The sequence below is a fragment of the Paraburkholderia sp. BR10923 genome, from assembly GCF_040948765.1.
Lineage (GTDB): Bacteria > Pseudomonadota > Gammaproteobacteria > Burkholderiales > Burkholderiaceae > Paraburkholderia > Paraburkholderia youngii.
In genome coordinates, this window is record NZ_JBFPKO010000024.1 from 60,560 (window position 1) to 83,204 (window position 22,645).

Here is a 22,645-nt window from a genome sequence, read left to right on the forward strand (position 1 = left end):
GCGCCCGCGTATACCCCATGCGCGGACCCTTCCTTAATCGAGTCGCATTCAGTAATATCGAACGGTATATAGCGGTCGAATCCGATGACCTGTGGACGGTCAGGCGCGGCGCCACGCCCTCTCCTCCTGCGCAGCAGCTTTGGCACCTTGGTCACCATGCAGCCATCCATTTATTTCGCGCAGTCGATGCCCGTGCGTTTGCAAGCGACCCACCCCCAGCCAAGGGCCGCGCGATGACTCAGTCCCGCTTCTCCGACCCGCGCGAAGCCAGGCCGCGACGCGATCCGATGATCACGCGCCGGCGCGCGTTGCTCGTTATTCCAGCACTCGGCGTACTCGTATTGATCCTGCTGTGGACCGTGATCTTCGCGCGGCTATCGGTCGAGAAAGACGCGACGTACCGCGAAGCGATGGCGTCTTCCGCCATTCTTTCCTCGGCGCTCGAGCAGCACACCATTAAGGCGATTCACCAGGTCGATCAGATCACGCGCTTCGTCAAGTACGAGTTCGAAAAGACGCCGAATCATTTCGATCTCGCGAGCACGGTCGAAAAAGGCGTCGTGCAAAGCGAAACGCTCGTGCAGGTGTCGCTGATCGACGAGCACGGCAGACTGATCGCCAACACGGCCGAACTGAATCCCGCTCACATCGACCTGTCCGACCGCGAGCACTTCAAGGTCCACGAGCACGAGAACGACGACCAGCTATACATCAGCAAACCAGTGCTCGGCCGCATCTCGGGTCACTGGACGCTGCAGATGACGCGGCGCCTGAATCATCCTGACGGCTCGTTCGCGGGCGTCGTCGTGGTCTCCGAAGACCCGAGCTACTTCACGTCGGACTTCTACAACAACGCGGCGATCGGCCGCGAAGGCGTGATCGCGGTGATCTCCGACAACGGCACCGTGCTCGCGCGCCGCACCGGCAACGCCAACAAAGCCAGCAGCACGTTCACCGCGAGCGGCACGTATCCGACTTCGGAGCACGTGTCGGGCACCTACGTCGATTCGATCGACAACGTCACGCGTATCGTGTCGTACCGGCACATCGACGGCTATCCGCTCGGCGTGCTCGTCGGTCTTTCGCAGGGCGAAGAATTCGCCGACTACAACCACACGCGCAACGTCTATCTGTTGATGGCAGGCTTCATCTCGCTCGCGATGCTCAGCTTCTTCGGCGTAGCGACCGGCCTGATCGGCAAGCTGCTCGGCCGCGAGCGCGAGATGACGCATCTCGTCGAATACGACCTGTTGACGGGCCTGCGCAATCGCTACGCGACGCTGCAGGCGCTGCGCCACGACGTCGCGCAGCCGTTCAATCTCGGCCGCCTCGCGATTCTTTTCATCGACCTGGACAACTTCAAGACCGTCAACGACACGCTCGGTCACAACGCCGGCGACATCGTGCTGCAGATGACGGCCTCGCGCCTCGCGACCGCGGTCGGCGACGAAGGCACGCTCTCCCGCATCGGCGGCGACGAGTTCGTCGTCGTGATCAAGGGCGACGATGTCGAGAAGCGCGCGGTCGCGCTCGCCGAAGCCGCCGGGGAAGCGTTCTCGAAGCCGTTCGAGGTGCGCGGCAGTTCGTTCGTGCTGCATGCGAGCATCGGCATCGCGCTGTACTCGGTCGCCAACGAAAGCGAGATCGACCTGCTGAAGAAAGCCGACCTCGCGATGTACAGCGCGAAGGACGCCGGCAAGAACTGCTACCAGTTCTATTCGCCGCATCTGTCGCATCGCGCGGATCATTTGATGAAGTGGGAACAGCAGCTGCGCGTCGCGCTGGCCGAAGGGCAACTGTTCCTCGCCTATCAGCCGAAGATCGATCTGGCGCGTCGCTGCATCACCGGCTTCGAAGCGCTCGTGCGCTGGAACCACCCGCAGCACGGGCTGATCCCGGCCAACGAGTTCATCCCCGTGGCCGAGTCCACTGGGCTGATCGTGCCGATCGGCGACTTCGTGATCGAGACCGCATGCCGTCAGCTCGCGCAGTGGCAGCAGCAGGGCTACGACACGCTGTCGCTCGCTGTGAATATTTCGGCGGTGCAGTTCTGGCGCGGCGACCTGTTCGAAACGATTTCGCGCGCTATCGAGGAAACCGGCATCTCCGCGCGCCGCCTCGAACTCGAAATCACCGAAACGACGATGATGGAATTTCCGGAAGTCGTTTCCGAAAAAATCTTCGCGCTGAAGCGTCTCGGCGTACGCATCGCGCTCGACGATTTCGGCACCGGCTATTCATCGCTGTCCTATCTGAACCGCTTCGCCGTCGATACGCTGAAGGTGGACCGCTCGTTCGTCCAGGCGATTCCGGGCGACCGCAGCGTCTGCGTGATGGTCACCGCGATCGTCAACCTCGCGCGCTCGCTCGGACTCACGGTGGTCGTCGAAGGCACGGAGACCGAAGAGCAGATTGCGTGGCTGGCCGCGCTCGGCCATATCGAGGCGCAGGGCTTCCTGTTCTCGCGTCCGGTGCCGGCAGAGGCGATTCCGGCGCTGCTCGAGCGCTTCGGGGTATGCGGCATGAACAACACCAGCGGCCGCCGCGTCGCGCACCTGGCCGACAGCGCAAGCAGCGTATCCAGCACCAGCAATTAAAGGACGGGCGCCCGCACCGCGGGCCCCCGCAGCGCCGATGCCGACCATCACGAGTGAGGAGGCTGCCCGCCGCGGGCGACGGGAACCGCTATGGACGCTGTTCCGGGTCGTGTGCGGCTTGTCGGCGCTGTCGTGGGGCGGCCTCGCGTTGATGGCGCAGCTCGAGCATCACTACGTGGAACGCGAGGGGCGACTCTCGCGCGTGGCGTTCTCGGATCTGATCGCGCTCGCGTGGATGGTGCCGGGACCCGTCGGCTGCAACGTCGCCGTGCAGCTCGGACACGCGCTGCGCGGACGCGCGGGCGCATGGGTCGCCGGTGTGGCGAGCGTGCTGCCCTTCTTCACACTGATGACGCTGTTCGCGATCTTCTATCGCACGCCCGTCGTGCATACGATCGCGTCGCAGACGCTGCTACATCACTTCAGCGTCGTGCTTGCGACATTGATCGCGCTCACCTGGTACAAGCAGACGCGCGCGCTGGTGCGCGGCAAGCTCGAATGGACGGCGGCGCTGCTCGGCAGCATCGCGCTGCTCTATGCGCATAGCGCCGCGGCGTATGTGGTGATGCTGGGAGCAGCATTCGGCATCGGCTGGTTCGCGAGCCCGGAGCACGACTCGCGGCTGGCCGTGTCGCTTCGGCGCGGCGACTATCGGCTGCTGGCCGCGCTCGGCGTCCTGCTCGTGCTGTTTGCGCTGCCGCTGCCGCATCGCTATGACCTCGCGCTGCTGTGGCCGCGTCTCGCCGGCGCCGGCATGACGCTGTTCGGCGGCGGCTTCTCGGCGTTGCCGGTGCTGAAGACGCTGTTCGTCACGCCGGCGATCGGCGTATCCGATAACGACTTCACGCTCGCGTTTACGCTGTCGCCGTTGTCTCCGGGACCCTTGCTGAACGTGGTGCCGTTCTTCGGCTATCTCGTCGATGGCTGGCTCGGCGCGCTGATCGCGACGCTCGCGCTATTCGTGCCGTCTGGCTGCCTCGTCGTGCTCGCGCAGCGGCATCTGCATCTGTTGAAGGTGAACCCGCGCTTCGAGCACGGCATGAGGATTCTGCGCGCGGTCACGACCGCGTTTCTCGCGGTCGCGGTACTGCGCATTGCCGCGCATGTACCGCTGGAACCGATCTATCTGTTGACCGCGACGTTCTCCGCAATGTGCTTCGCGAAGCTGAAGGTGCCGGTGTACGCCGTGTATGGAATGGTGGCGGTGGCGTGCGGTTTGTGGCTCGCGTACGGCGTCACGACGTGACGCGTCGCGGTCCGCACGAAGCCCGTTGCGCCGTTGGCGATCGGCGGATCAGAATCCGCGCGACAGCACCGCGACGCCGATCGTCACGACGCCCAGCACGAGATTGATCAGCACGAGACGGCGGACCGTACCGACCGCCCGCGCGCCATCGGGCCACTTCTGCGCCTGCACCGCGCGGCGAATGCGCGGATACACGGCGAAGCGGATATGCCCGAAGATCAGCATCATCACGATGCCGAGGCCGGCCATCGCATGCAATGGCCAGGTGGCATGACCGCCACCGAACTGCATCAGCAGGAAGCCGCCGCTGATCAGGATCACGAGCACCGACACCCCGACCCAGTTGAAGAAGCGGCCGAACACCGACTCCCACAGCGGCAGGCGCAGTTGCGGCGACAGATCGCCGAGCGCCGGGCGCAGGCAGAAATGCGCGAACACCATACCGCCAACCCACACCGCCACCCCGAGCAAATGCAGAAAAAGCGCGACTTCGATAGCCTTGTTCATGTAGTTTTCCTCTCCCGACGACGCCACACCGTTTTGGACACTTAATCCCGCTCAGCAGCAACTGAGCGCGTTCGACCATACGTGATACAGGCAGTTCCGGGTATCGACGTCGATTGCAGCGTATTTTGTGGTTGTAATCGCGGCACCTTCATCGGGCCGCGCCGCCGCCGCACCCCGTTTGCTTCCACACCCTTTGCGCGACGGACTTGTTGTGACCGGACCGCGAGCGCCCCGCATGCTAGCAGGCGCCCGTGGCTTTCCAGCGTCAAACTTGGTTAAATCGACTCTACTAAGCCGGCAGCACCGGACGCATGCCGTCGAGCTTCAGCTTGCTGTCAGGCGCGCGACCCTTGCGCGCGCGTTTGCCGACATGCGCCGCAAGCTCGGCACCCGCCAGCTTCTCCTCGTCGACGCGGCCGCCGCGGCGTGTGCCGATCAGCATCACACCCGCCTTGTCGATTGCGAGCGCCTGCACGAGCGTCTCCTTGTCGTCGAGCGCCATGAGCGTGACGCCACGGCCGCCGCCCGACAGCGTCTTCATCTCGTCGAGGCCGAACACGAGCAGACGCCCGCCCGACGACAGACACGCGACCTGCACCGCACCCGGCAGCATCGGCATCGGCGCGAGCGGCGCGGCGCCGGCGTCGATCGTCATGAACGACTTGCCTGCCTTCACGCGGCTCACCATGTCGCCGACCTTCGCGATAAAGCCGAAGCCGTTGCTCGACGCGAGCAGCAGCGCCTGGTCCGCCGACGCCGCGTAGTAGTGCATCAGATGGCTGCCCGATTCGAGTTCGATCAACGACGTGACCGGCACGCCGTCACCACGCCCGCCCGGCAGTTGCGCCACCGCGACCGAATAAACGCGCCCGTTGCTGCCCCACGCGATCAGCATGTCGGGCGTGCGGCACTGGAACGCCGCGTAGAGGCCGTCGCCAGCCTTGAAGCTGAAGCCCGCGACGTCGAGCCCGTGGCCCTTCAACGCGCGCACCCAGCCCTTCTGCGACACCACCACCGTGACCGGTTCGTCGACCACGCGCGCTTCGAACGTAGCGCGCTTTTCCTGCTGGATCAGCGTACGGCGCTCGTCGCCGTACTGCTTCGCGTCGGCTTCGATTTCCTTGATCAGCTGGCGCTTCATCGCCGGTTCGCTGCCGAGCAGTTCCTCGAGCTTGGCCTTCTCGTCGCGCAGCTCGGCCAGCTCCTTCTCGATCTTGATCTTCTCGAGACGGGCCAACTGACGCAGCCGGATTTCGAGGATGTCTTCGGCCTGGCGGTCCGTGAGTCCGAACGCGGCCATCAGCGCGACCTTCGGCTCATCCGATTCGCGAATGATGCGGATCACTTCGTCGATATTCAGGAAGACGATCATCCGGCCTTCGAGAATATGGATGCGGTCGTCGACCTTCGACAGACGATGCCGCGTGCGGCGCGTGACCGTCGCGAAACGGAACGCGATCCACTCGTGCAGGATTTCGCTCAAGCCCTTCTGACGCGGCCGGCCGTCGCCACCCACCATCACCATGTTCAGCGGCGCGTTCGATTCGAGGCTCGTATGCGCGAGCAGCGTGTTGACGAACTCGGTCTGATCGATGCGGCTCGACTTCGGCTCGAACACGAGACGCACCGGCGCGTCCTTGCCCGATTCGTCGCGCACCGCGTCGACGAGCGCGAGCAGCGTCTGTTTGGTCTGCAACTGCTCGGGCGTCAGCGCCTTTTTGCCGAGCTTGATCTTCGGGTTGGTCTGTTCTTCGATTTCCTCGAGCACCTTCTGCGCGGCCGTGTTCGGCGGCAGTTCGGTGATCACGAGCTGCCACTGGCCGCGTGCGAGGTCTTCGATCTTCCAGCGCGCGCGCACCTTCAGGCTGCCGCGGCCGGTTTCGTACGCGGCGGCGATTTCCGCCTCGCTCGAAATGATCTGGCCGCCGCCCGGGAAGTCCGGACCCGGTACATGCTGCATCAGCTCCGCGTGCGAAAGCTTCGGATGGCGGATCAGCGCGACCGCGGCGCTTGCGACTTCGCGCAGGTTGTGCGACGGAATTTCCGTCGCGAGACCGACCGCGATGCCCGATGCGCCATTGAGCAGCACGAACGGCAGACGCGCCGGCAGCACCTTCGGCTCGTCGAACGAGCCGTCGTAGTTCGGCATGAAGTCGACCGTGCCCTGGTCGATCTCACTGAGCAGCAGCTTCGCGATCGGCGTCAGACGCGCTTCCGTGTATCGCATCGCCGCCGCGCCATCGCCATCGCGCGAGCCGAAGTTGCCCTGGCCGTCGATCAGCGGATAGCGCATCGAGAAGTCCTGCGCGAGACGCACGAGTGCGTCGTACGCGGACTGGTCGCCGTGCGGGTGATACTTACCGAGCACGTCGCCGACCACGCGCGCCGATTTGACCGGCTTCGCGTTGTCGCCGAGGCCCATCTCGTTCATCGCGAACAGGATGCGGCGCTGCACCGGCTTCTGGCCGTCGCAAACGTCCGGCAGCGCGCGGCCCTTGACCACGCTGACCGCATACTCGAGGTACGCGCGCTCCGCGTAGTTGCCGAGCGTCAGCACGTCGCCGTCCGACGGCGGCTCGTTGAAAAGGTCGAGAGTGTTATCGTCGTCCATCTAGATTCCGTGTCCGTGTTTGGCTTGAAGTGTCGTATGCCGCATCGAGGCGCAAGGCGCTCAGATGTCCGCTTCCACTTCGTTGCCCTTCTCTTCGAGCCAGCTGCGGCGCGACGCCGCTTCGCCCTTGCCCATCAGCATCGTCATGCGCGCGACGGTCGCGTCGTAGTCGAGTTCACCGAGCGCAACCGGTTGCAGGCGGCGCGTGTCGGGATTCATCGTCGTGTCCCACAGCTGCTCGGCACTCATTTCGCCGAGCCCCTTGAAGCGGCTGATCGACCACTGGTTGTCACGCACACCGTCCTTGCGCAGCTTGTCGAGAATCGCCTCGAGTTCGCCTTCGTCGAGCGCATAGAGCTTCTGCGCGGGCTTCTTGCCGCGCGCGGGTGCATCGACGCGAAACAGCGGCGGTCGCGCGACGCACACATGGCCGCGCTCGATCAGCTGCGGGAAATGCTTGAAGAACAGCGTGAGCAGCAGCACCTGGATGTGCGAGCCGTCGACGTCGGCATCCGACAGAATGCAGATCTTGCCGTAGCGCAAATTCGACAGATCGACCTTGTCGTCCGGATTATGCGGATCGACGCCGATCGCCACCGAAATGTCGTGCACCTCGTTGTTCGCGAACAGGCGATCGCGCTCGGTTTCCCACGTATTCAGCACCTTGCCGCGCAGCGGCAGAATGGCCTGATACTCCTTGTCGCGGCCCATCTTCGCGGAGCCGCCCGCCGAGTCACCCTCGACGAGGAACAGCTCGTTGCGTCCGATTTCCGTCGATTCGCAATCGGTCAGCTTGCCGGGCAGCACCGCGACCCCCGAGCTCTTGCGCTTCTCGACCTTCTGGCCCGCGCGCGTGCGCGCCTGGGCCTGCTTGATCACGAGGTCCGCGAGTTTCTTGCCGTGCTCGACGTGCTGGTTCAACCACAGCTCGAGCGCCGGCCGCGCGAACGACGACACCAGCTTGACCGCGTCGCGGCTATTCAGGCGCTCCTTGATCTGCCCTTGAAACTGCGGATCGAGCACCTTCGCCGACAGCACGAACGACACCCGCGCGAACACGTCTTCGGCGAGCAGCTTCACGCCCTTCGGTTGCAGGTTGTGCAGCTCGACGAAGCTCTTGACCGCCTGATAGAGACCGTCGCGCAAACCCGACTCATGCGTGCCGCCCGCGGGTGTCGGGATCAGGTTCACGTACGACTCGCGCGTGAGCGGCCCTTCCTCGCTCCACGCGACGACCCACGCCGCGCCCTCGCCCTCGGCGAACGTCTCTTCGCTCGAACGCGAGCTTTCCGCGTAGCGCTCGCCCTCGAACAGCGGGATCAGCAGATCGCTGCCGTTCATGCCTTCGAGCAGATACCCGCGCAGGCCGTCTTCGTATTTCCAGCTTTGCTGCTCGCCGGTCTTTTCGTTGACGAGCGTGACTTCGACGCCCGGCAGCAGCACCGCCTTCGAGCGCAACAGACGCTGCAACTCGCCGAGCGGCAGGTTCGGCGAATCGAAGTACTTCGGATCGGCCCACGCGGTCACGCGCGTGCCGGATTTCTTGTCGGCCTTGGTGGCGCCGCGCACTTGGAGCGGCTTCGCGACGTCGCCGTGCGCGAAGCTCAGTTCGGCCACCTTGCCGTCGCGCCACACGGTGACGTCGAGCCGCGTGGACAGCGCGTTCGTGACCGACACGCCGACGCCGTGCAAACCGCCCGAGAACGTATAAGCGCCGCCGGCGGCCTTGTCGAATTTGCCGCCCGCATGCAGGCGCGTGAAAACGATTTCGACGACCGGTACGCCCTCGTCGGGGTGCAGGCCGAACGGAATGCCGCGGCCGTCGTCGTCGACCGAGACCGAATGGTCCGCGTGCAGCGTGACCGTGATTTGCCGGCCGTAGCCGCCGAGGGCTTCGTCCGATGCGTTGTCGATGACTTCCTGGATGATGTGCAGCGGATTCTCGGTGCGGGTGTACATGCCGGGTCGTTGCTTGACCGGCTCAAGACCCTTCAACACCTTGATCGACGCTTCGCTATACGCGGCGTTTGGCTTTTTCGTAGACATGATTGACTCGGTGCGTCGGTTCATCGTTGTCCACAGGTCCTGTGGACAGGGCCGTGGACAATGCGTTGAGTTTTCAAAAAAAGCGAAACGAAACAACAGGGTTAGGCGGGGTGCCCGCAGTGCGGGCAAGCTGTTTTGTTGCGCGGCTTCCGCTGGCGCGCTCGAAGGCCGGGCAACGACGCTCAGCCCGCCGGGGAAGCCTGTTCGCGGGGTATTGTACTGATTTCGATCACGGCGGCAATTGACGTCGCGCTGAATTGGCCGACTGGATAAGGCGCGGCGGGCGCTGGGGGACACGCGCCGGAGGATGGACGCCTCGCGGGACGACGGCGCAATGGCTAGCCGCGGGTATCGGCGGACTGCACGGGCGTGCGCCCGTATAACCTTCAATGCATGCGCGGCGGCGTTCGCTGTTGTTTTCGTGCCGCCCGCGCAGGCTGCATCAGCTCATGCGTGAGGAAGCGCGCCATGCGGCGCGCGAACCACGTTGCGTCACTTGACGCGGTTTTCCAGCTCGTCCCAACGCTCGAGCGCGAGCATCAGCTCTTCGTCGATCTCGGCATAGCGCTCGGTCAGACGCGCGCCTTCGCGTGCATCCTTCGCGAACACCGAGCCGTCTTCGAGCTGCGCGCCGATCGCCTTCTGTTCGGCTTCGAGGTCGGCAATCATTTTCGGCAGCGCCTCCAGTTCGCGCTGTTCCTTGAACGACAACTTCGCGCTGCGCTGCGCATTGCGGCCCGTGGCGCTTTCCTTCGGCGCCGCTTCTTTCGGGGCTTCCTTGTCCGATTCCTTCTGTGCTTCGAGCGCGAGTTGCTCCGAGCGATCGCGCTGCGTCTGCCAGTCCGTGAAGCCGCCGACGTATTCGCGCCACTTGCCGCCGCCTTCCGATGCGATCACCGACGTCACCACGTTATCGAGAAACGCGCGGTCGTGGCTGACGAGCAGCACCGTGCCGTCGTAATCGATCAACAGTTCTTCGAGCAGTTCGAGCGTCGGAATGTCGAGGTCGTTGGTCGGTTCGTCGAGCACCAGCACGTTGGCCGGACGCGCGAACAGACGCGCAAGCAACAGCCGGTTGCGCTCGCCGCCCGACAGCGACTTGACCGGCGAACGCGCGCGCTCCGGCGCGAACAGGAAGTCGCCGAGGTAGCTCATCACGTGCTTCTTCTGGCCGTTGATTTCGACCCACTCGCTGCCGGGGCTGATCGTGTCCGCGAGACTCTTTTCCAGATCGAGCGCCGCGCGCATCTGATCGAAATAGGCGACCTGCAGATTGGTGCCGACGCGCACATTGCCTTCATCTGGCGCGAGTTCGCCGAGGATCAGCTTCAGCAGCGTGGTCTTGCCCGCGCCGTTCGGACCGACGAAGCCGATCTTGTCGCCGCGCATTACCGTGGCCGTGAAGCGGTCCACCACCGTGCGCTCGCCGTAGCGCTTCGTCACGTCCGTCAGTTCCGCGACGATCTTGCCGGACTTCTCGCCCTGACCGACGTCGAGCTTCACGTTGCCTTGCACGTTGCGGCGTTCGGCGCGCTCGTTGCGCATCTGCACGAGACGCGCGATGCGGCCGACGCTGCGCGTGCGGCGTGCCTCGACGCCCTTGCGAATCCACACTTCTTCCTGCGCGAGCAGCTTGTCGAACTTCTCGTTTTCGATACGCTCGACTTCGAGCTGCTGCGCCTTGCGCGTCTGGTACGCGGAGAAATTGCCCGGATACGACAGCAGCCGCCCGCGATCGAGTTCGACGATGCGTGTCGCGACGCGGTCGAGAAACGCGCGATCGTGCGTGATGAACAGCAGCCCCGCCCGCAGCGACACCAGCAGATCTTCGAGCCAGCGAATGCCGTCGAAGTCGAGATGGTTGGTCGGCTCGTCGAGCAGCAGCACGTCGGGCTGCACGACGAGCGCGCGCGCGAGCGCCGCGCGCTTCTGCATGCCGCCCGACAGCGAGCCGACGCGCGCCTCGCCGTTCAGGCCGATCTGCTGCAGCGTGGTCGCGACGCGGGTGCTCCAGTTCCAGGCGTCCGCGGCGTCCAGCGACGATTGCAGCGTGTTCATGCGCGCGAGCAGCGCGTCATGTTCGGCGCCTTCGGGCGTGTCGGCGAGCTGGTGCGCGACCGCGTCGTATTCGTCGAGCAGCGCACGCGCCTCGGTGAGACCGGCGGCGACCGCGTCGAACACGGTGTCGTCGGCGTCGAACTCGGGCTCCTGCGGCACGTAGACCGTGCTTAGATGCTGTTGACGCGAGACGAGGCCGTCGTCGGGTTTGGCCAGATCGGCGACGATCTTCAACAGCGACGACTTGCCCGCGCCGTTGCGCCCGATCAGCCCGACGCGCTCGCCCGCTTCGAGCGAGAAATCCGCATGGTCGAGCAGCGCGACGTGACCGAACGCGAGCTGGGCTCCGGTAATGGTGTAAAGCGACATGGGAATGGGAGAAGACAGCGATGAGTCGGAACTGCTCATTGTACCGGGCGCGGGGCCGGTCGCAGGGATGACGGGCGGGAGATGCGTGCAAGGCGGCGTGCAACGCAATCGGTGCGGGCCGGCGACACGCGTGCGCCGGTCCGGCCTTCGAACAACGGCTTACTTGACGTGCACCGTGATCGTCTTGCTCATCTGCGGCCCATAGGAGCGATGCGCGCCGTCGCCGAATTGCAGCGTCAGCGTATGGTCGCCCGGCGGCAGCGTCAGATCTGTTTCGGTCTGGCCTTTGCCGAAGTGCAGCAACTTGTCGGTCGCGGCGATGACCTCGCCCTTCGGCAGCGGCTTGCCGTCGACCAGCAGATGATGATGCCCGGTGCCCTCCGTCATCGTGCCCGCGGGGGCGATCTTCATGCCGTCGAGGCCGAACACGACGTGGACCGGATTGGTGACGGTCGCGCCGTCCGCCGGTTGCACGAAGGTCACGCCCTCCGCCTGCGCCACGCCCGACACGCCGAGCAGTCCTGCCGCCACGATGCCGACCAACCGTCTGTTTTTAAACATCGGTTTCTCCTTTGGAAGCGAAACTCGTCCACGCGATACCGCCAGCGGCCCGGTCTGAGACCGATAGTCGCAATCCATGCCAGGCGGGCGCCACGTCTGTCGAATCAGATAGCTTGCAGAGCCAGGCGTACACGCTTTGTGTGACGGGGCCGGTCGCCGCGAGCCTGGGCACGTCGTGGTGGATGCGTTGCGACGGCGCCGCACCGGTCGTCTGCGGCTGGATTGACCAATTCCGGTAATATTGCGGGTCGCCGCGCCGCCCCATAAAGGGGCAGAGCAAGCCGGCCATTGCATTGAACGAGAGAGAGTGTCGTGAGCGAAGTAATCGAAGTGACGGAATACAAGAGCTGGGTCTGCCTGATTTGCGGCTGGATCTACAACGAGGAAGACGGCCTGCCCGAAGAAGGCATCGCGCCGGGCACGCGCTTCGCCGACATCCCTGAAGACTGGCGCTGCCCGCTGTGCGACGTGGGCAAGGCGGAGTTCGCGGTAGTCGAGTTTTAAAGTTGGAATGACGTCGGGCGATGGGCGCGGTTGCGTGCGCTTCGCCGGATGGTCAGGTGGTTTGCACGGCCCCGCAGGCGATGTCTGCGTGGCCGTTTGTTTTTCCGGGGTTTTTGGGGCGCGCGGGCGGTTGCTGGCTTGCTCTCCTTTTGCCCGCGCCGGTTTGATATACTCTGCGCTCGCCGGTCAGTCTGGACTCACCGAGTCCTCGCCGATCTGTCCGGCCCGGTCCTCTCCCTGTAGTTCAATGGATAGAACAAGTGCCTCCTAAGCGCTAGATACAGGTTCGATTCCTGTCAGGGGGACCAGATAGCTTCCCGGCGTTGCCCGCAAAAGTATTACAACATGGGCCCCATCTGCACTGACGAGTCGTCGCGAATGTGAATCTCCATCGTCTCGCTCCGTTCTTCTGATAGTTCGTCCTCGTTGCCGTCGCCGGACAGCTGTTCAGGAAGCTCGTCCCGGCGTACCGCCCACATCGCTTTAGCCAGGCGGTCCCGCTTCCGTTTTGCGATCACGGCAGCCGAGGACCACATATTCCGTCGTCGGTCTCATGGACCCGAAGCGAGTCACACTCAATCGCGAGTTCGGCACCGAGAGTGGAATAAACGAAGACCAGAAGTGCGGCCTTCTTGTCGGTAAGTCGCTCGCCGGCTTCCAGTACGGCACTAGCCCGCGCGTGCTTAGCGTCGTCCGGAGCTACGATGTGAATGCCGTAGACGATATTCAGCAAGCCAAGATGTTCAACTGAAACACAAGTCACGCCGTTGAACGTGACCACCGCGCGCCTATTGGCGAGGTACAGACCAAGCGTCAGCGTCCGGGGCTCGGTATTCGGGCCAATGACCACGCTGTCCAGAAACCAGTCGTGGAAATAGCCCCAAGCCTTCAATATTTCCTCTGTCATATCGATTTACCACGGGAGCAAGGAGACCGGCGCGCCCTCGTCGCGGATGTAGCCGTCCCAATTGTGCGCGTGTGGATTTGGATTGCCGTGGTGCGCTTCAAGGTCAAAGTCCGTCAGCGGCGTGCCATTCGGCCCGAACTGACGCAACTGTGGCATCGTCCCCGGCATGCTGGAAATCCATGTCCCCGGCGCGCCTTTGAACGGCATCCCGGCAACTTCATCTGCTGCGCCGCCCGGCATCTCGGACTGGTAGTCGAACGCCTGCGCATCGCCAAGCGGCGTTGATACCGGCGTAGCGATGGTTCCATCCGGCAGCACGTCACCGGGGCGAGCGAACCAGATGGCGAGATCATCGTCAGCGGCCAGTCGCGGAAGTACGGGCCGTTGGAATGCATTCCTGGCACGCACAACGGGTAGCGCGCGCCGAAACAGCTGCGACGGCGTGACGGTCTCGTAATACGGCCGTATCTCCTGATCGATCGACGCTCCTCTTCTGCTCGAGGCACGTGACTTAGACGCGACTGCAATCACATCGCCGCGCTCCACGGCGGCTTGCAGGACTCGCACGAGTTGTTCTGGAGCAGCGCCGCTGGCGGCTGCGCCGAGGCGCGCGTCGCGCATGAATTGGAGAAGCCGACTTAGCTGGCGGCTGTCGCGTGCGAATTCCGACGATGCGGCCGAGGTAATGAGCTGCCGGCCAGTGCGCGCCTCGTCGCTCAAGGGGTTGCCGCGATATTCCCGCCGCGTGTAGAGCGTGCAGCGCCGATGTGCTCCGACTTTGAAGTCAATCACCATCTATCTATAACTCCGTCAACGCACATCGCGCCTTCCAATTGATCTGAAGCGGGTATACGTAGCACAAAGCGGGAGACCGGGCGACAGCACCGACACAATCGATAACATTCATTCGCGCGCCGTTCGACAACATCGCCAAACCAGCACTGCCCGAAAACCTCAGATCGCTATAATCTGCGAGCCGACTTCGAAACGTTTCCGAGGACCGACATGGATCAAGCGCTTGAATGCGTCACTGCGTTGAATTTTTGCGAGCAGGCCTATCTCGCAGCAAATCCGGACGTCGCTGAGGCGGTCAGGCTCGGCGCATTACGATCGGGAAGATCGCATTTCGAAGTATTCGGAGTCTCCGAAAGTCATCGCAGGCAAGATGCACGGGTGGCCGCTCAATCCAGGCAGGCACGCAGAAAAAGAATCGAGTCGGTCCTTCGCACCGATATGCCCTATAGCGACGACGGGAAGTTTTTCGATTTCTTGTCGCCCGAGCTGCGCTCCCAGTTCGACATCTACGACTCGGAACTGGCTGGAAGCAATCTGTACGATCAGGATGCGCTGAATATGATCGAGCGCCATCCGTCGGGGATCATTCTGGATTGTGGGGCAGGCAGCCGCCCCGCGATCTACGAAAACGTGATCAATTTTGACATCACCAACTATCCTTCCACCGATGTGCGAGGTGTCGGCGAAGTTCTGCCATTCAAAGATGCATCGTTCGATGGCCTTCTGTCGTTGAATGTGCTCGAACATGTGAAGGATCCATTCACCGCCGCCAAAGAAATTCTTCGCGTGTTGAAGCCGGGAGGCGACCTTGTGGTAGTGGTTCCGCTCACCCAACCCACTCACGGCTACCCGCATCACTACTACAACATGACTGCCGAGGGGATTCTCAATCTCTTCGGGTCCGAGATCAAAGCCGAACGCGTATACGTGCCGGAATCGACAACGGCCATCTGGTCGATTTACTGGATCATGAGCGAGTGGGCCGAAGGTCTCGACGAAGATGCCCTGAAAGAATTCAAGGCGCTCACGGTCGATGAAATTCTGCAGGGCCCGCCGACGCTGCTGGATCGATCGTTCGTGAAACAGCTAAGCGCAAAAAAGAATCTCGACATTGCGAGTTCGACGACGGTGATCGCGAAACGCGTCTGAGGCGACGCCAGTCCAACGGCTCCGTTATTTTTGCATCGGCCGACGGAGACTTTGCTCGTATATCGAAGGATCGACGACGTTCATCTGATCCTGTGGGCGTTCACCGAATACTCGCTCGAAGTCCTCGGCGCCCAGAATCTCGGCAGCGTCGTGGAGAAAAGAGGAATAGGCCTGATTGAGCTCCGAGGCCGACGGAGCATCGCTGCCCTGCGGGGCGTATTGCAAACGCTCGACTCGCACCATAAATGCGCGGCGATGATTCATCAACGACTTGATCTTCGCTTGCGCGTCGGGACCCTTCAAGGTCGCCTGAAGATGCTCCTGAAAATCGTCGACATCGGATTCCTGATGTGCTGGCTTCATGGCGTTACTCCCGCTTGGTGTCGAGCACTGAATCTTTTTGCTCGTCCATGCAGCATGCTGCTTGCCGTACGTTCCGAAGACCGCGTTGCTCAACCAGTAGCCCCTGGACGTGCGAACCGTAGCCGGAGCCGCTCCAGCGCCGCCGGTCGCCCAAAGAATCTGATTCGACAGCTGATGGCATACACCATCGCGACCATAGCTGAAGATCGTTCCACAGGCGGCCGGATCGATGTTCGGGTCCACATCGGGCTTACATAAGCAACTAGCATAAAGCAGATTTGCCGCGCCGGAAGCCAGAAAACCATCCGCACTGACGGGCGTCCCACCTCGGGCGTGGAAGCCGCCCCAGCTGTACCAATAGTGCTCGCCAGCGAGCAGGACGTCCGCCAGCGCCGGGTATATCTTCACGCGGCTGTCGTAAGTCGTGACCCAGGTGTGATCGACCACGGAACCCTGGAAATACGCCGGAACGGACCATGCGAACAATGTAACGGCGCTCATTGCTTCACCTTTTGTCCGATCGCATCACGGCGCTGCCGCGCGAAGGTCGCCCGAAAAGCCGGTAAGAACTTTACTCACCTAAAAAGGTTATACGCGGTCAGCGGCAATATTTTCAAGGACACGAAAAACCGTCGAGGCCACTCAGGCGATCAGGCCGGCCGCTGCGGAATATTCAGGCCGCGCGCCACCGCCGGACGCTCGACGAACGCAGCCAGCACGCGCCGCACGTTCGGGAAGTCCTGAATGCCGACCAGCTCTCCGGCCTCATAAAAGCCGACCAGATTGCGCACCCACGGGAAGATCGCGATATCGGCGATCGAATACCGATCGCCCATCACCCAGGCACGTCCTTCGAGGCGCTGCTCCAGCACGCCGAGCAGCCGCTTCGATTCGGCGATGTAGCGATCGCGCGGACGCTTATCCTCGTACTCCTTGCCGGCGAATTTGTGGAAGAAGCCGACCTGGCCGAACATCGGACCGATGCCGCCCATCTGGAACATCACCCACTGGATCGTCTCGTAGCGCCCGGCGGCGTCCTTTGGGATCAGCTGGCCGCTTTTGTCGGCCAGATAGATCAGGATCGCGCCCGATTCGAACAGCGGCAGCGGTTTGCCGTCGGGGCCGTGCGGATCGAGGATCGCGGGAATCTTGTTGTTCGGGTTCAGCGACAGAAACGCCGGCGTCATCTGATCGTTGGTATCGAAGCGCACCAGATGCGGCTCGTAAGGCAAGCCGGTTTCCTCGAGCATGATCGAGATTTTTACGCCATTGGGCGTCGGCAGCGAATAGAGCTGAATCCGGTCCGGATGCTCGGCCGGCCATTTTTTCGTGATCGCGAAAGCGGATAAATCGGTCATGGGTTCGGGTCGCCATAGGGACAGAAATTGCAGGACCGCCCAATATAAACCGACTCGCCAGAACGCGTGCGGAGGCCGCTCGAAGACCTTACAAACGCCGTGGCAACAGCGCCGTTCGCAATCGGCGGATCACCACAAGTCCTTCGTCGCCGTGCCCGCGCGCAGGTTGAAGCCCTCTCGCCACAGCGTCGCTCCGACCGTCAGCAGCAGCGTCTTCTCGGTGCCGTCGAGCAGTTCCCACGCGGCCGCAAGCCACGTCGCGAAGCTCGCACAGGTCGCTTCGAGATCGGGCGGCGCCTTGCCTTCCAGGTACTGCCGTTCGAACATCGAAAGTATCTTTTCGGGTGTCATTGGCGCGACCTCCACGTGGGATTTGCGCCAAGTCTAAAGGGCTGGCGGCGCGTGCGGAATGCCGATCATCGCGATCACGGGTTACTCCCAGGCCGGCTGGCGCGCCAGCGTCAGCCGCGACCCAGACAGTGAAACCGGACTGGCGCGCCCCGCTCTGCGCTGCACAAAAAACAAAGGCGCCGCGACCGTCGCGACGCCTCGCCGTTACGGCAACCTACACCGAACGGGTTTAGTGATGACCGCGCTTTGCATCGTCCTTGGCGTCTTCCTTCGCATCGCCATAGGCCTTCTGCACCTTGCCGGCGCCCTGCTGCATGTCGCCCTTGAGTTCCTTCGCGGGGTCCTTCGTGGCCTTGCCGACGGCCTCGTTGACCTTGCCCTTGACCTGCTCGCCAACGCCCTTCACTTGATCCTTGTTCATGTTCGGCTCCCATATGCGTAGTCGACAGAGATGCCGGCGCGGTATTCCGCCGGTATGTGGGATTTAGCAAGGGCTGTTCCCGGGGCCGTTCCGCGCGCGGCGCCATCGACGAACGCCGATGCGCGATCGGCAAACTTTTTATCAAATATGGCCTAAAGTCTCGCCGCGCACGGCCGTAAATGCGTTCAGGGAGGAGTCATGGACCATACGGACACTACGGTTTCGGGATCATCGCAAGCCGCATTAATCGACCACGACATCGCGCACATCGCGCGCGTGATGCACGTATCGCTGCGTGGCGATTTCGGCGGTCCGATCCTGCCAGCCACCTATTGGCGCAAACGGCTGACCGCGCTGGTCGACAGCGGCCAGCTTTCTCCCGCCCAATTGGACAAAGTCGACAGCCTGCTGCTGCAACTCGATCGGCTCGCCTCGACGCCGCTGCCCGAATGGGAACGCTTCGCGCCCGCGCCGACCTCGCGATTCGAACCGGCTGAGCGGGCGAAGAAAGCGAAGTCGGCCTGAACTCGCCAAGCCGCACGCCGCCTCACCGCTTCCGCACCCGCCGCAGACAAACGCAGCGGCGCGACATATCGCGAAAAAATCCTGATCAATCGGCGCTAAAAATAGGGAAAGGGGACGACCTTAGGTCATAATGTCCGCAAAAATTCCCAGCCAGGACGCCACGTGACCCTCGTCGCCCCGTTCGACCTGCTCAAGCAGGCGCGCGCCCGTTTCACCCAACGCGAAATCGCAGCCCATGTCGGCAAGGACATCAAGACGGTGCGTCGCTGGGAAAAAGGTGAAACGCCTTGTCCCGCGATGCTCGAACCCGCGTTGCGCGATCTGCTGCGGCAAGGCGCGCGTGAGGCGCAACAGGCGGGCGACGCGGCGCGTTTTAGCTTCATCGATCTGTTCGCGGGCATCGGCGGCATTCGCATGGGCTTCGAGGCGCACGGCGGCGAATGCGTGTTCACCAGCGAGTGGAACGAATTCTCGACGCGGACTTATCGCGAGAACTATGGTCAGAACTACGGCGACAACGCCGCGAGCGGCGGCGCGCACGCGCTGATCGGCGACATCGTCACGTTTCCCGCCGAGGACGTGCCGAGCCACGACGTGCTGCTCGGCGGCTTTCCGTGCCAGCCGTTTTCTATCGCCGGCGTCAGCAAGAAAAACGCGCTGGGGCGGCCGCACGGTTTCGAATGCACGACCCAGGGCACGCTGTTTTTCGACGTCGCGCGGATCATCGCCGCGAAGCGCCCCGCCGCGTTCCTGCTCGAAAACGTGAAAAACCTGCTGTCGCACGACAAGGGCCGCACCTTCGACGTGATCCTGCAAACGCTGCGCGACGAGCTCGGCTACGAGGTGCACTACCGCGTGATCGATGGCCAGCATTTCACGCCGCAGCATCGCGAGCGCATCATCATCGTCGGCTTTCGCGGCAAGACCGCGTTCACGTGGGACGACCTGCGGCTGCCCGACGAGGGTCCGCGGCTCGGCGCGATCCTGCATCGCACGGACGGTACCGAACCCGTGCTGCCGTGGGACCACGACCGTTTCTTCGATCACGCCGCGCGCCGTGTGCAGCCGAAGTACACGCTCACCCCGAAGCTGTGGGCGTATCTGCAGAACTACGCGGCCAAGCATCGCGCGGCGGGCAACGGCTTCGGTTTCGGCATGGCCTATCCGGACAGCGTGACGCGCACCCTGTCCGCGCGCTATCACAAGGACGGCTCCGAAATACTCGTCTATCAAGGCGAGGCGCTGCGCCCGCGTCGTCTGACGCCACGCGAATGCGCGCGGCTGATGGGCTTTCCCGACACCTTCAGGATTCCGGTCAGCGATACGCAGGCCTACCGGCAGTTCGGCAACAGCGTCGTGATGCCGGTGATGCGCGAAGTGGCGCGTATCATGCTGCCGCATGTGCAAACCCTGCTCGCCCACCCGACCCGCGATGCGTCGAAACACTCCCTGCCGCTCTACGCGTGAGCGGCCGCGCGACCCGTTGGCCCGCTGACGATGGTCGATATCGTCGATAGCGCGACGCGCAGCCGGATGATGTCCGGCATTCGCGGCCGCAACACCAGGCCGGAGGTCCTGATCCGCAGCCTGCTGCATCGGCAGGGCCTGCGCTTCAGGCTCGACGCGCGCGATCTGCCCGGCCGCCCCGACATCGTGCTGCCGCGCTATCGCGCGGTGGTGCTCGTGCATGGCTGCTTCTGGCATGGCCACGACTGTCATCTGTTCAAATGGCCGCAGACGCGGCCCGACTTCTGGCGCGACAAGATCGGCCGCAATCGCAGCAACGACGACAAGGTGCGCGCCGCGCTGCTCGCGAGCGGCTGGCGCGTCGCGGTCGTGTGGGAATGCGCTTTGCGGGGTGCGAATCGCGATATCGCGGGCGTGATCGAGCGGCTCGTCGCGTGGATCAGAAGCGACGCGCCGGAGTTCGAGGAACGCGGCTGAAACCACGCGCGGGCTGCCCTGCTCGCGCGAGTCTCGCGGCCGCTGGTGCTACACTCGAAAGGCTCACCCGGCGTGCTTTCGAGATGCCTTCGAGGCACGCTTCGGCGGCGTTTTCCGGGTGCTTTTCCGGCGCTCTCACGGCACTTCCTCACGCGCTCCGGCATGCCGCGAGATGCGCCTCGCCGCCGGGACATCGCGCACTCCGACGTTCCCAGAAGCAATCAACAAGGGAGGCACATCATGGCTGACTTCCGTCTCTGGTCCGACGACTTTCCCACCAACGGCTTCATGCCGAAAGACCACGAGTACAACGACAAGGCGTTCGGCGGCGACGGCGAAAACATCTCGCCGTCACTGCAATGGGAAGCGCCGCCCGCGGACACGCAAAGCTTCGCGCTCACCGTTCACGATCCCGACGCGCCGACCGGCAGCGGCTTCTGGCATTGGGTCGTCGTCAACATCCCTGCCGACGCGCGCTCGCTGCCGCGCAACGCCGGCAAGGCCGACGGCACGCTGCTGCCGCAGGGCGCGATCCAGCTGCGCAACGACTACGGGACGGTCGGCTTCGGCGGCGCCGCGCCGCCGCGCGGCGATCGCACGCATCGCTATATTTTCCGGCTGCATGCGCTGAAGGTGCCGCATCTGCCGGTCAGCGCGGAAACCACCAACGCGGTCGCGCGCTTCCTGACGCATCTGAACGAAATCGACTCGACGACCCACACGGGCCTCTACGAACTCAAATGACGCGAGCGCGGCGCCGGCGTCCCGGCAACGGTGGCGCCGCGCCGACCGATGCGCCCGCAGCGGCCAGCGCGTAGCCGCGCACAGGCGCGGCAACATCTCCGACAAATCGAACAATCGATGCACGCACCCTCCCCGCGCACGGATGGCCCGACGCCCTCCACTCCCCGCTTCGAAGGCAAGGAACTGGGCCTGCCGGTTCCGCAACGCTATTGGGCGATGCTCGTCATCGCGCTGTCGCTGACGCTCGCGGTGCTCGACAGCGCGATCGCCAACGTCGCGCTGCCGACGATCGCGCGCAACCTCAATGCGAGCGCCGCCGCGTCGATCTGGGTCGTCAACGCGTATCAGCTCGCGATCACGATCTCGCTGCTGCCAATGGCGTCGCTCGGCGACCGCATCGGCTATAGGCGCATTTATCTGTCGGGTCTGATCCTGTTCACGGTCGCGTCGCTCGGCTGCTCGCTGTCGAACTCGCTTGCGACGCTCGCGCTCGCGCGCGTGGTCCAGGGCTTCGGCGCGGCCGGCATCATGAGCGTGAACACCGCGATCGTGCGCATGATCTATCCCCCGGCGCAGCTCGGGCGCGGCGTCTCGATCAATGCGATGGTGGTGGCGGTGTCGTCGGCGGTCGGGCCGACGGCCGCATCGGGCGTGCTCGCGATCGCCACGTGGCCGTGGCTGTTCGCGATCAACGTGCCGATCGGGATCGCGGCGATCGTCGGCGGCTTCAAGGCGCTGCCGATGAACCCCGGCCACGAATCGCCGTATGACTATCTGAGCGCGGTCATGAACGCGATCGTATTCGGCTTGCTGATTTTCGCTGTCGATGGCCTCGGCCATGGCCAGCGCTTCGGCTACGTGACGCTCGAAGCACTCGGCGCTCTGGTGGTCGGCTACTTCTTCGTGCGCCGGCAACTGACGCGGCCCGCCCCGCTGCTGCCGATCGACCTGCTGCGTATTCCGGTGTTCGCGCTGTCGGTCGGCACCTCGGTCTGCTCGTTCTGCGCGCAGATGCTCGCGTTCGTGTCGCTACCGTTCCTGCTGCAAGAAACGCTCGGTATGTCGCAGGTCGAAACCGGTCTTCTGATGACGCCGTGGCCCGCGATCATCATCATCGCGGCGCCGATCGCAGGGGTCCTGTCGGACAGGATATCGTCCGGCTGGCTCGGCGGCGTCGGGCTCGCCGCGATGACGGTCGGCCTGCTGCTGCTCGCGACGCTCGGGCCTCACCCCGACGCACTGCAGATTTCGTGGCGCATGGCGCTGTGCGGCGCGGGCTTCGGTATCTTCCAGTCGCCGAACAATCGCACGATGCTGTCATCCGCGCCGCGCGAACGCAGCGGCGGCGCGAGCGGCATGCTCGGCACCGCCCGCCTGACCGGGCAAACGCTCGGCGCGGCGCTGGTCGCGCTGATCTTCGGCGTCGCCCCGCAAAGCGGGACGGTCATCGCGTTGTATGTGGCCGCGGGGTTTTCGGCGGTCGCGGCAGTCGTCAGCACGATGCGGGTCGTGCAGAAGGCGACGCAGCCGGCTTGAGGGTGGTGGCCGCGTTGTGGCCTGAATGTGGCCGTTGGACGTGCAACGCATCC

Annotated in this window: 20 protein-coding genes and 1 tRNA gene; 10 read left to right on the forward strand and 11 right to left on the reverse strand. The window is 63.9% G+C overall.

All coding sequences use genetic code 11. The annotated features are described in order from the left end of the window. The first annotated feature begins 233 nt into the window (after positions 1 to 233). A complete protein-coding gene (locus tag AB3X94_RS32605) occupies positions 234 to 2,597 on the forward strand; it encodes an EAL domain-containing protein (RefSeq protein WP_368613678.1) in 2,364 nt (787 codons plus the stop codon). 37 nt (positions 2,598 to 2,634) lie between these two features. Further along, positions 2,635 to 3,843, forward strand: a complete 1,209-nt coding sequence (locus tag AB3X94_RS32610; protein WP_176109223.1) for a chromate transporter — start codon at positions 2,635 to 2,637, stop codon at positions 3,841 to 3,843. A gap of 48 nt (positions 3,844 to 3,891) precedes the next feature. On the opposite strand, the gene AB3X94_RS32615 is transcribed toward AB3X94_RS32610, so the two are convergent. The 5 genes from AB3X94_RS32615 to AB3X94_RS32635 all read right to left on the reverse strand — a co-directional run bounded on the left by AB3X94_RS32615 (position 3,892) and on the right by AB3X94_RS32635 (position 11,995). Further along, the gene (locus AB3X94_RS32615) at positions 3,892 to 4,350 is read right to left on the reverse strand and encodes a CopD family protein (RefSeq protein WP_013088820.1); all 459 of its coding nucleotides are present in this window, start codon (positions 4,348 to 4,350) and stop codon (positions 3,892 to 3,894) included. A gap of 289 nt (positions 4,351 to 4,639) precedes the next feature. Next, complete coding sequence (gene parC, locus AB3X94_RS32620) at positions 4,640 to 6,961, reverse strand: DNA topoisomerase IV subunit A (protein WP_176109224.1); 2,322 nt, start codon at positions 6,959 to 6,961, stop codon at positions 4,640 to 4,642. 60 nt (positions 6,962 to 7,021) lie between these two features. Continuing rightward, complete coding sequence (locus AB3X94_RS32625) at positions 7,022 to 9,007, reverse strand: DNA topoisomerase IV subunit B (protein ID WP_368613679.1); 1,986 nt, start codon at positions 9,005 to 9,007, stop codon at positions 7,022 to 7,024. Between the two features lie 492 nt (positions 9,008 to 9,499). After that, positions 9,500 to 11,434: an ATP-binding cassette domain-containing protein gene (locus AB3X94_RS32630; protein WP_368613693.1), complete on the reverse strand. Its 1,935-nt coding sequence runs from the start codon at positions 11,432 to 11,434 to the stop codon at positions 9,500 to 9,502. A 159-nt stretch (positions 11,435 to 11,593) separates the two neighbouring features. Continuing rightward, the gene (locus tag AB3X94_RS32635; RefSeq protein WP_368613680.1) at positions 11,594 to 11,995 is read right to left on the reverse strand and encodes a DUF4399 domain-containing protein; all 402 of its coding nucleotides are present in this window, start codon (positions 11,993 to 11,995) and stop codon (positions 11,594 to 11,596) included. A gap of 312 nt (positions 11,996 to 12,307) precedes the next feature. Here AB3X94_RS32635 and AB3X94_RS32640 point away from each other — a divergent pair, with 312 nt between their 5' ends. Both AB3X94_RS32640 and AB3X94_RS32645 read left to right on the forward strand, forming a co-directional pair. After that, entirely contained in the window at positions 12,308 to 12,499 is a 192-nt protein-coding gene (locus tag AB3X94_RS32640; protein WP_013088815.1) for a rubredoxin, read from the forward strand. A gap of 233 nt (positions 12,500 to 12,732) precedes the next feature. Further along, positions 12,733 to 12,807 (forward strand) — tRNA-Arg (locus AB3X94_RS32645). Between the two features lie 206 nt (positions 12,808 to 13,013). Here AB3X94_RS32645 and AB3X94_RS32650 read toward each other — a convergent pair. Further along, positions 13,014 to 13,406, reverse strand: coding sequence for a hypothetical protein (locus AB3X94_RS32650; protein WP_368613681.1), 393 nt, complete (start codon positions 13,404 to 13,406; stop codon positions 13,014 to 13,016). A 6-nt stretch (positions 13,407 to 13,412) separates the two neighbouring features. After that, positions 13,413 to 14,201: a hypothetical protein gene (locus AB3X94_RS32655; RefSeq protein ID WP_176109226.1), complete on the reverse strand. Its 789-nt coding sequence runs from the start codon at positions 14,199 to 14,201 to the stop codon at positions 13,413 to 13,415. 210 nt (positions 14,202 to 14,411) lie between these two features. On the opposite strand from AB3X94_RS32655, the gene AB3X94_RS32660 reads away from it, so the two are divergent. Then, positions 14,412 to 15,350: a methyltransferase domain-containing protein gene (locus tag AB3X94_RS32660; protein ID WP_368613682.1), complete on the forward strand. Its 939-nt coding sequence runs from the start codon at positions 14,412 to 14,414 to the stop codon at positions 15,348 to 15,350. Between the two features lie 24 nt (positions 15,351 to 15,374). On the opposite strand, the gene AB3X94_RS32665 is transcribed toward AB3X94_RS32660, so the two are convergent. From AB3X94_RS32665 to AB3X94_RS32680, 4 genes are all read right to left on the reverse strand, one after another. Next, complete coding sequence (locus AB3X94_RS32665; protein WP_176109228.1) at positions 15,375 to 16,214, reverse strand: hypothetical protein; 840 nt, start codon at positions 16,212 to 16,214, stop codon at positions 15,375 to 15,377. Positions 16,215 to 16,363: 149 nt separating this feature from the next. Then, a complete protein-coding gene (locus tag AB3X94_RS32670; RefSeq protein WP_176109229.1) occupies positions 16,364 to 17,071 on the reverse strand; it encodes a glutathione binding-like protein in 708 nt (235 codons plus the stop codon). 129 nt (positions 17,072 to 17,200) lie between these two features. Continuing rightward, positions 17,201 to 17,422, reverse strand: coding sequence for a hypothetical protein (locus AB3X94_RS32675; protein WP_013088811.1), 222 nt, complete (start codon positions 17,420 to 17,422; stop codon positions 17,201 to 17,203). Positions 17,423 to 17,651: 229 nt separating this feature from the next. Further along, entirely contained in the window at positions 17,652 to 17,843 is a 192-nt protein-coding gene (locus AB3X94_RS32680; protein WP_176109231.1) for a CsbD family protein, read from the reverse strand. 198 nt (positions 17,844 to 18,041) lie between these two features. Here AB3X94_RS32680 and AB3X94_RS32685 point away from each other — a divergent pair, with 198 nt between their 5' ends. The 5 genes from AB3X94_RS32685 (at position 18,042) to AB3X94_RS32705 (ending at position 22,592) form a co-directional block, all read left to right on the forward strand. Further along, positions 18,042 to 18,368: a hypothetical protein gene (locus tag AB3X94_RS32685; protein ID WP_176109232.1), complete on the forward strand. Its 327-nt coding sequence runs from the start codon at positions 18,042 to 18,044 to the stop codon at positions 18,366 to 18,368. A 162-nt stretch (positions 18,369 to 18,530) separates the two neighbouring features. After that, entirely contained in the window at positions 18,531 to 19,835 is a 1,305-nt protein-coding gene (dcm, locus tag AB3X94_RS32690; protein ID WP_368613683.1) for a DNA (cytosine-5-)-methyltransferase, read from the forward strand. Between the two features lie 30 nt (positions 19,836 to 19,865). After that, on the forward strand, positions 19,866 to 20,312 hold the full coding sequence (locus AB3X94_RS32695; protein WP_176109234.1) for a very short patch repair endonuclease: 447 nt from the start codon (positions 19,866 to 19,868) through the stop codon (positions 20,310 to 20,312). Positions 20,313 to 20,552: 240 nt separating this feature from the next. Further along, positions 20,553 to 21,056: a YbhB/YbcL family Raf kinase inhibitor-like protein gene (locus tag AB3X94_RS32700; protein ID WP_368613684.1), complete on the forward strand. Its 504-nt coding sequence runs from the start codon at positions 20,553 to 20,555 to the stop codon at positions 21,054 to 21,056. Between the two features lie 117 nt (positions 21,057 to 21,173). Continuing rightward, a complete protein-coding gene (locus AB3X94_RS32705) occupies positions 21,174 to 22,592 on the forward strand; it encodes an MFS transporter (RefSeq protein ID WP_368613685.1) in 1,419 nt (472 codons plus the stop codon). Positions 22,593 to 22,645 lie beyond the last annotated feature (53 nt).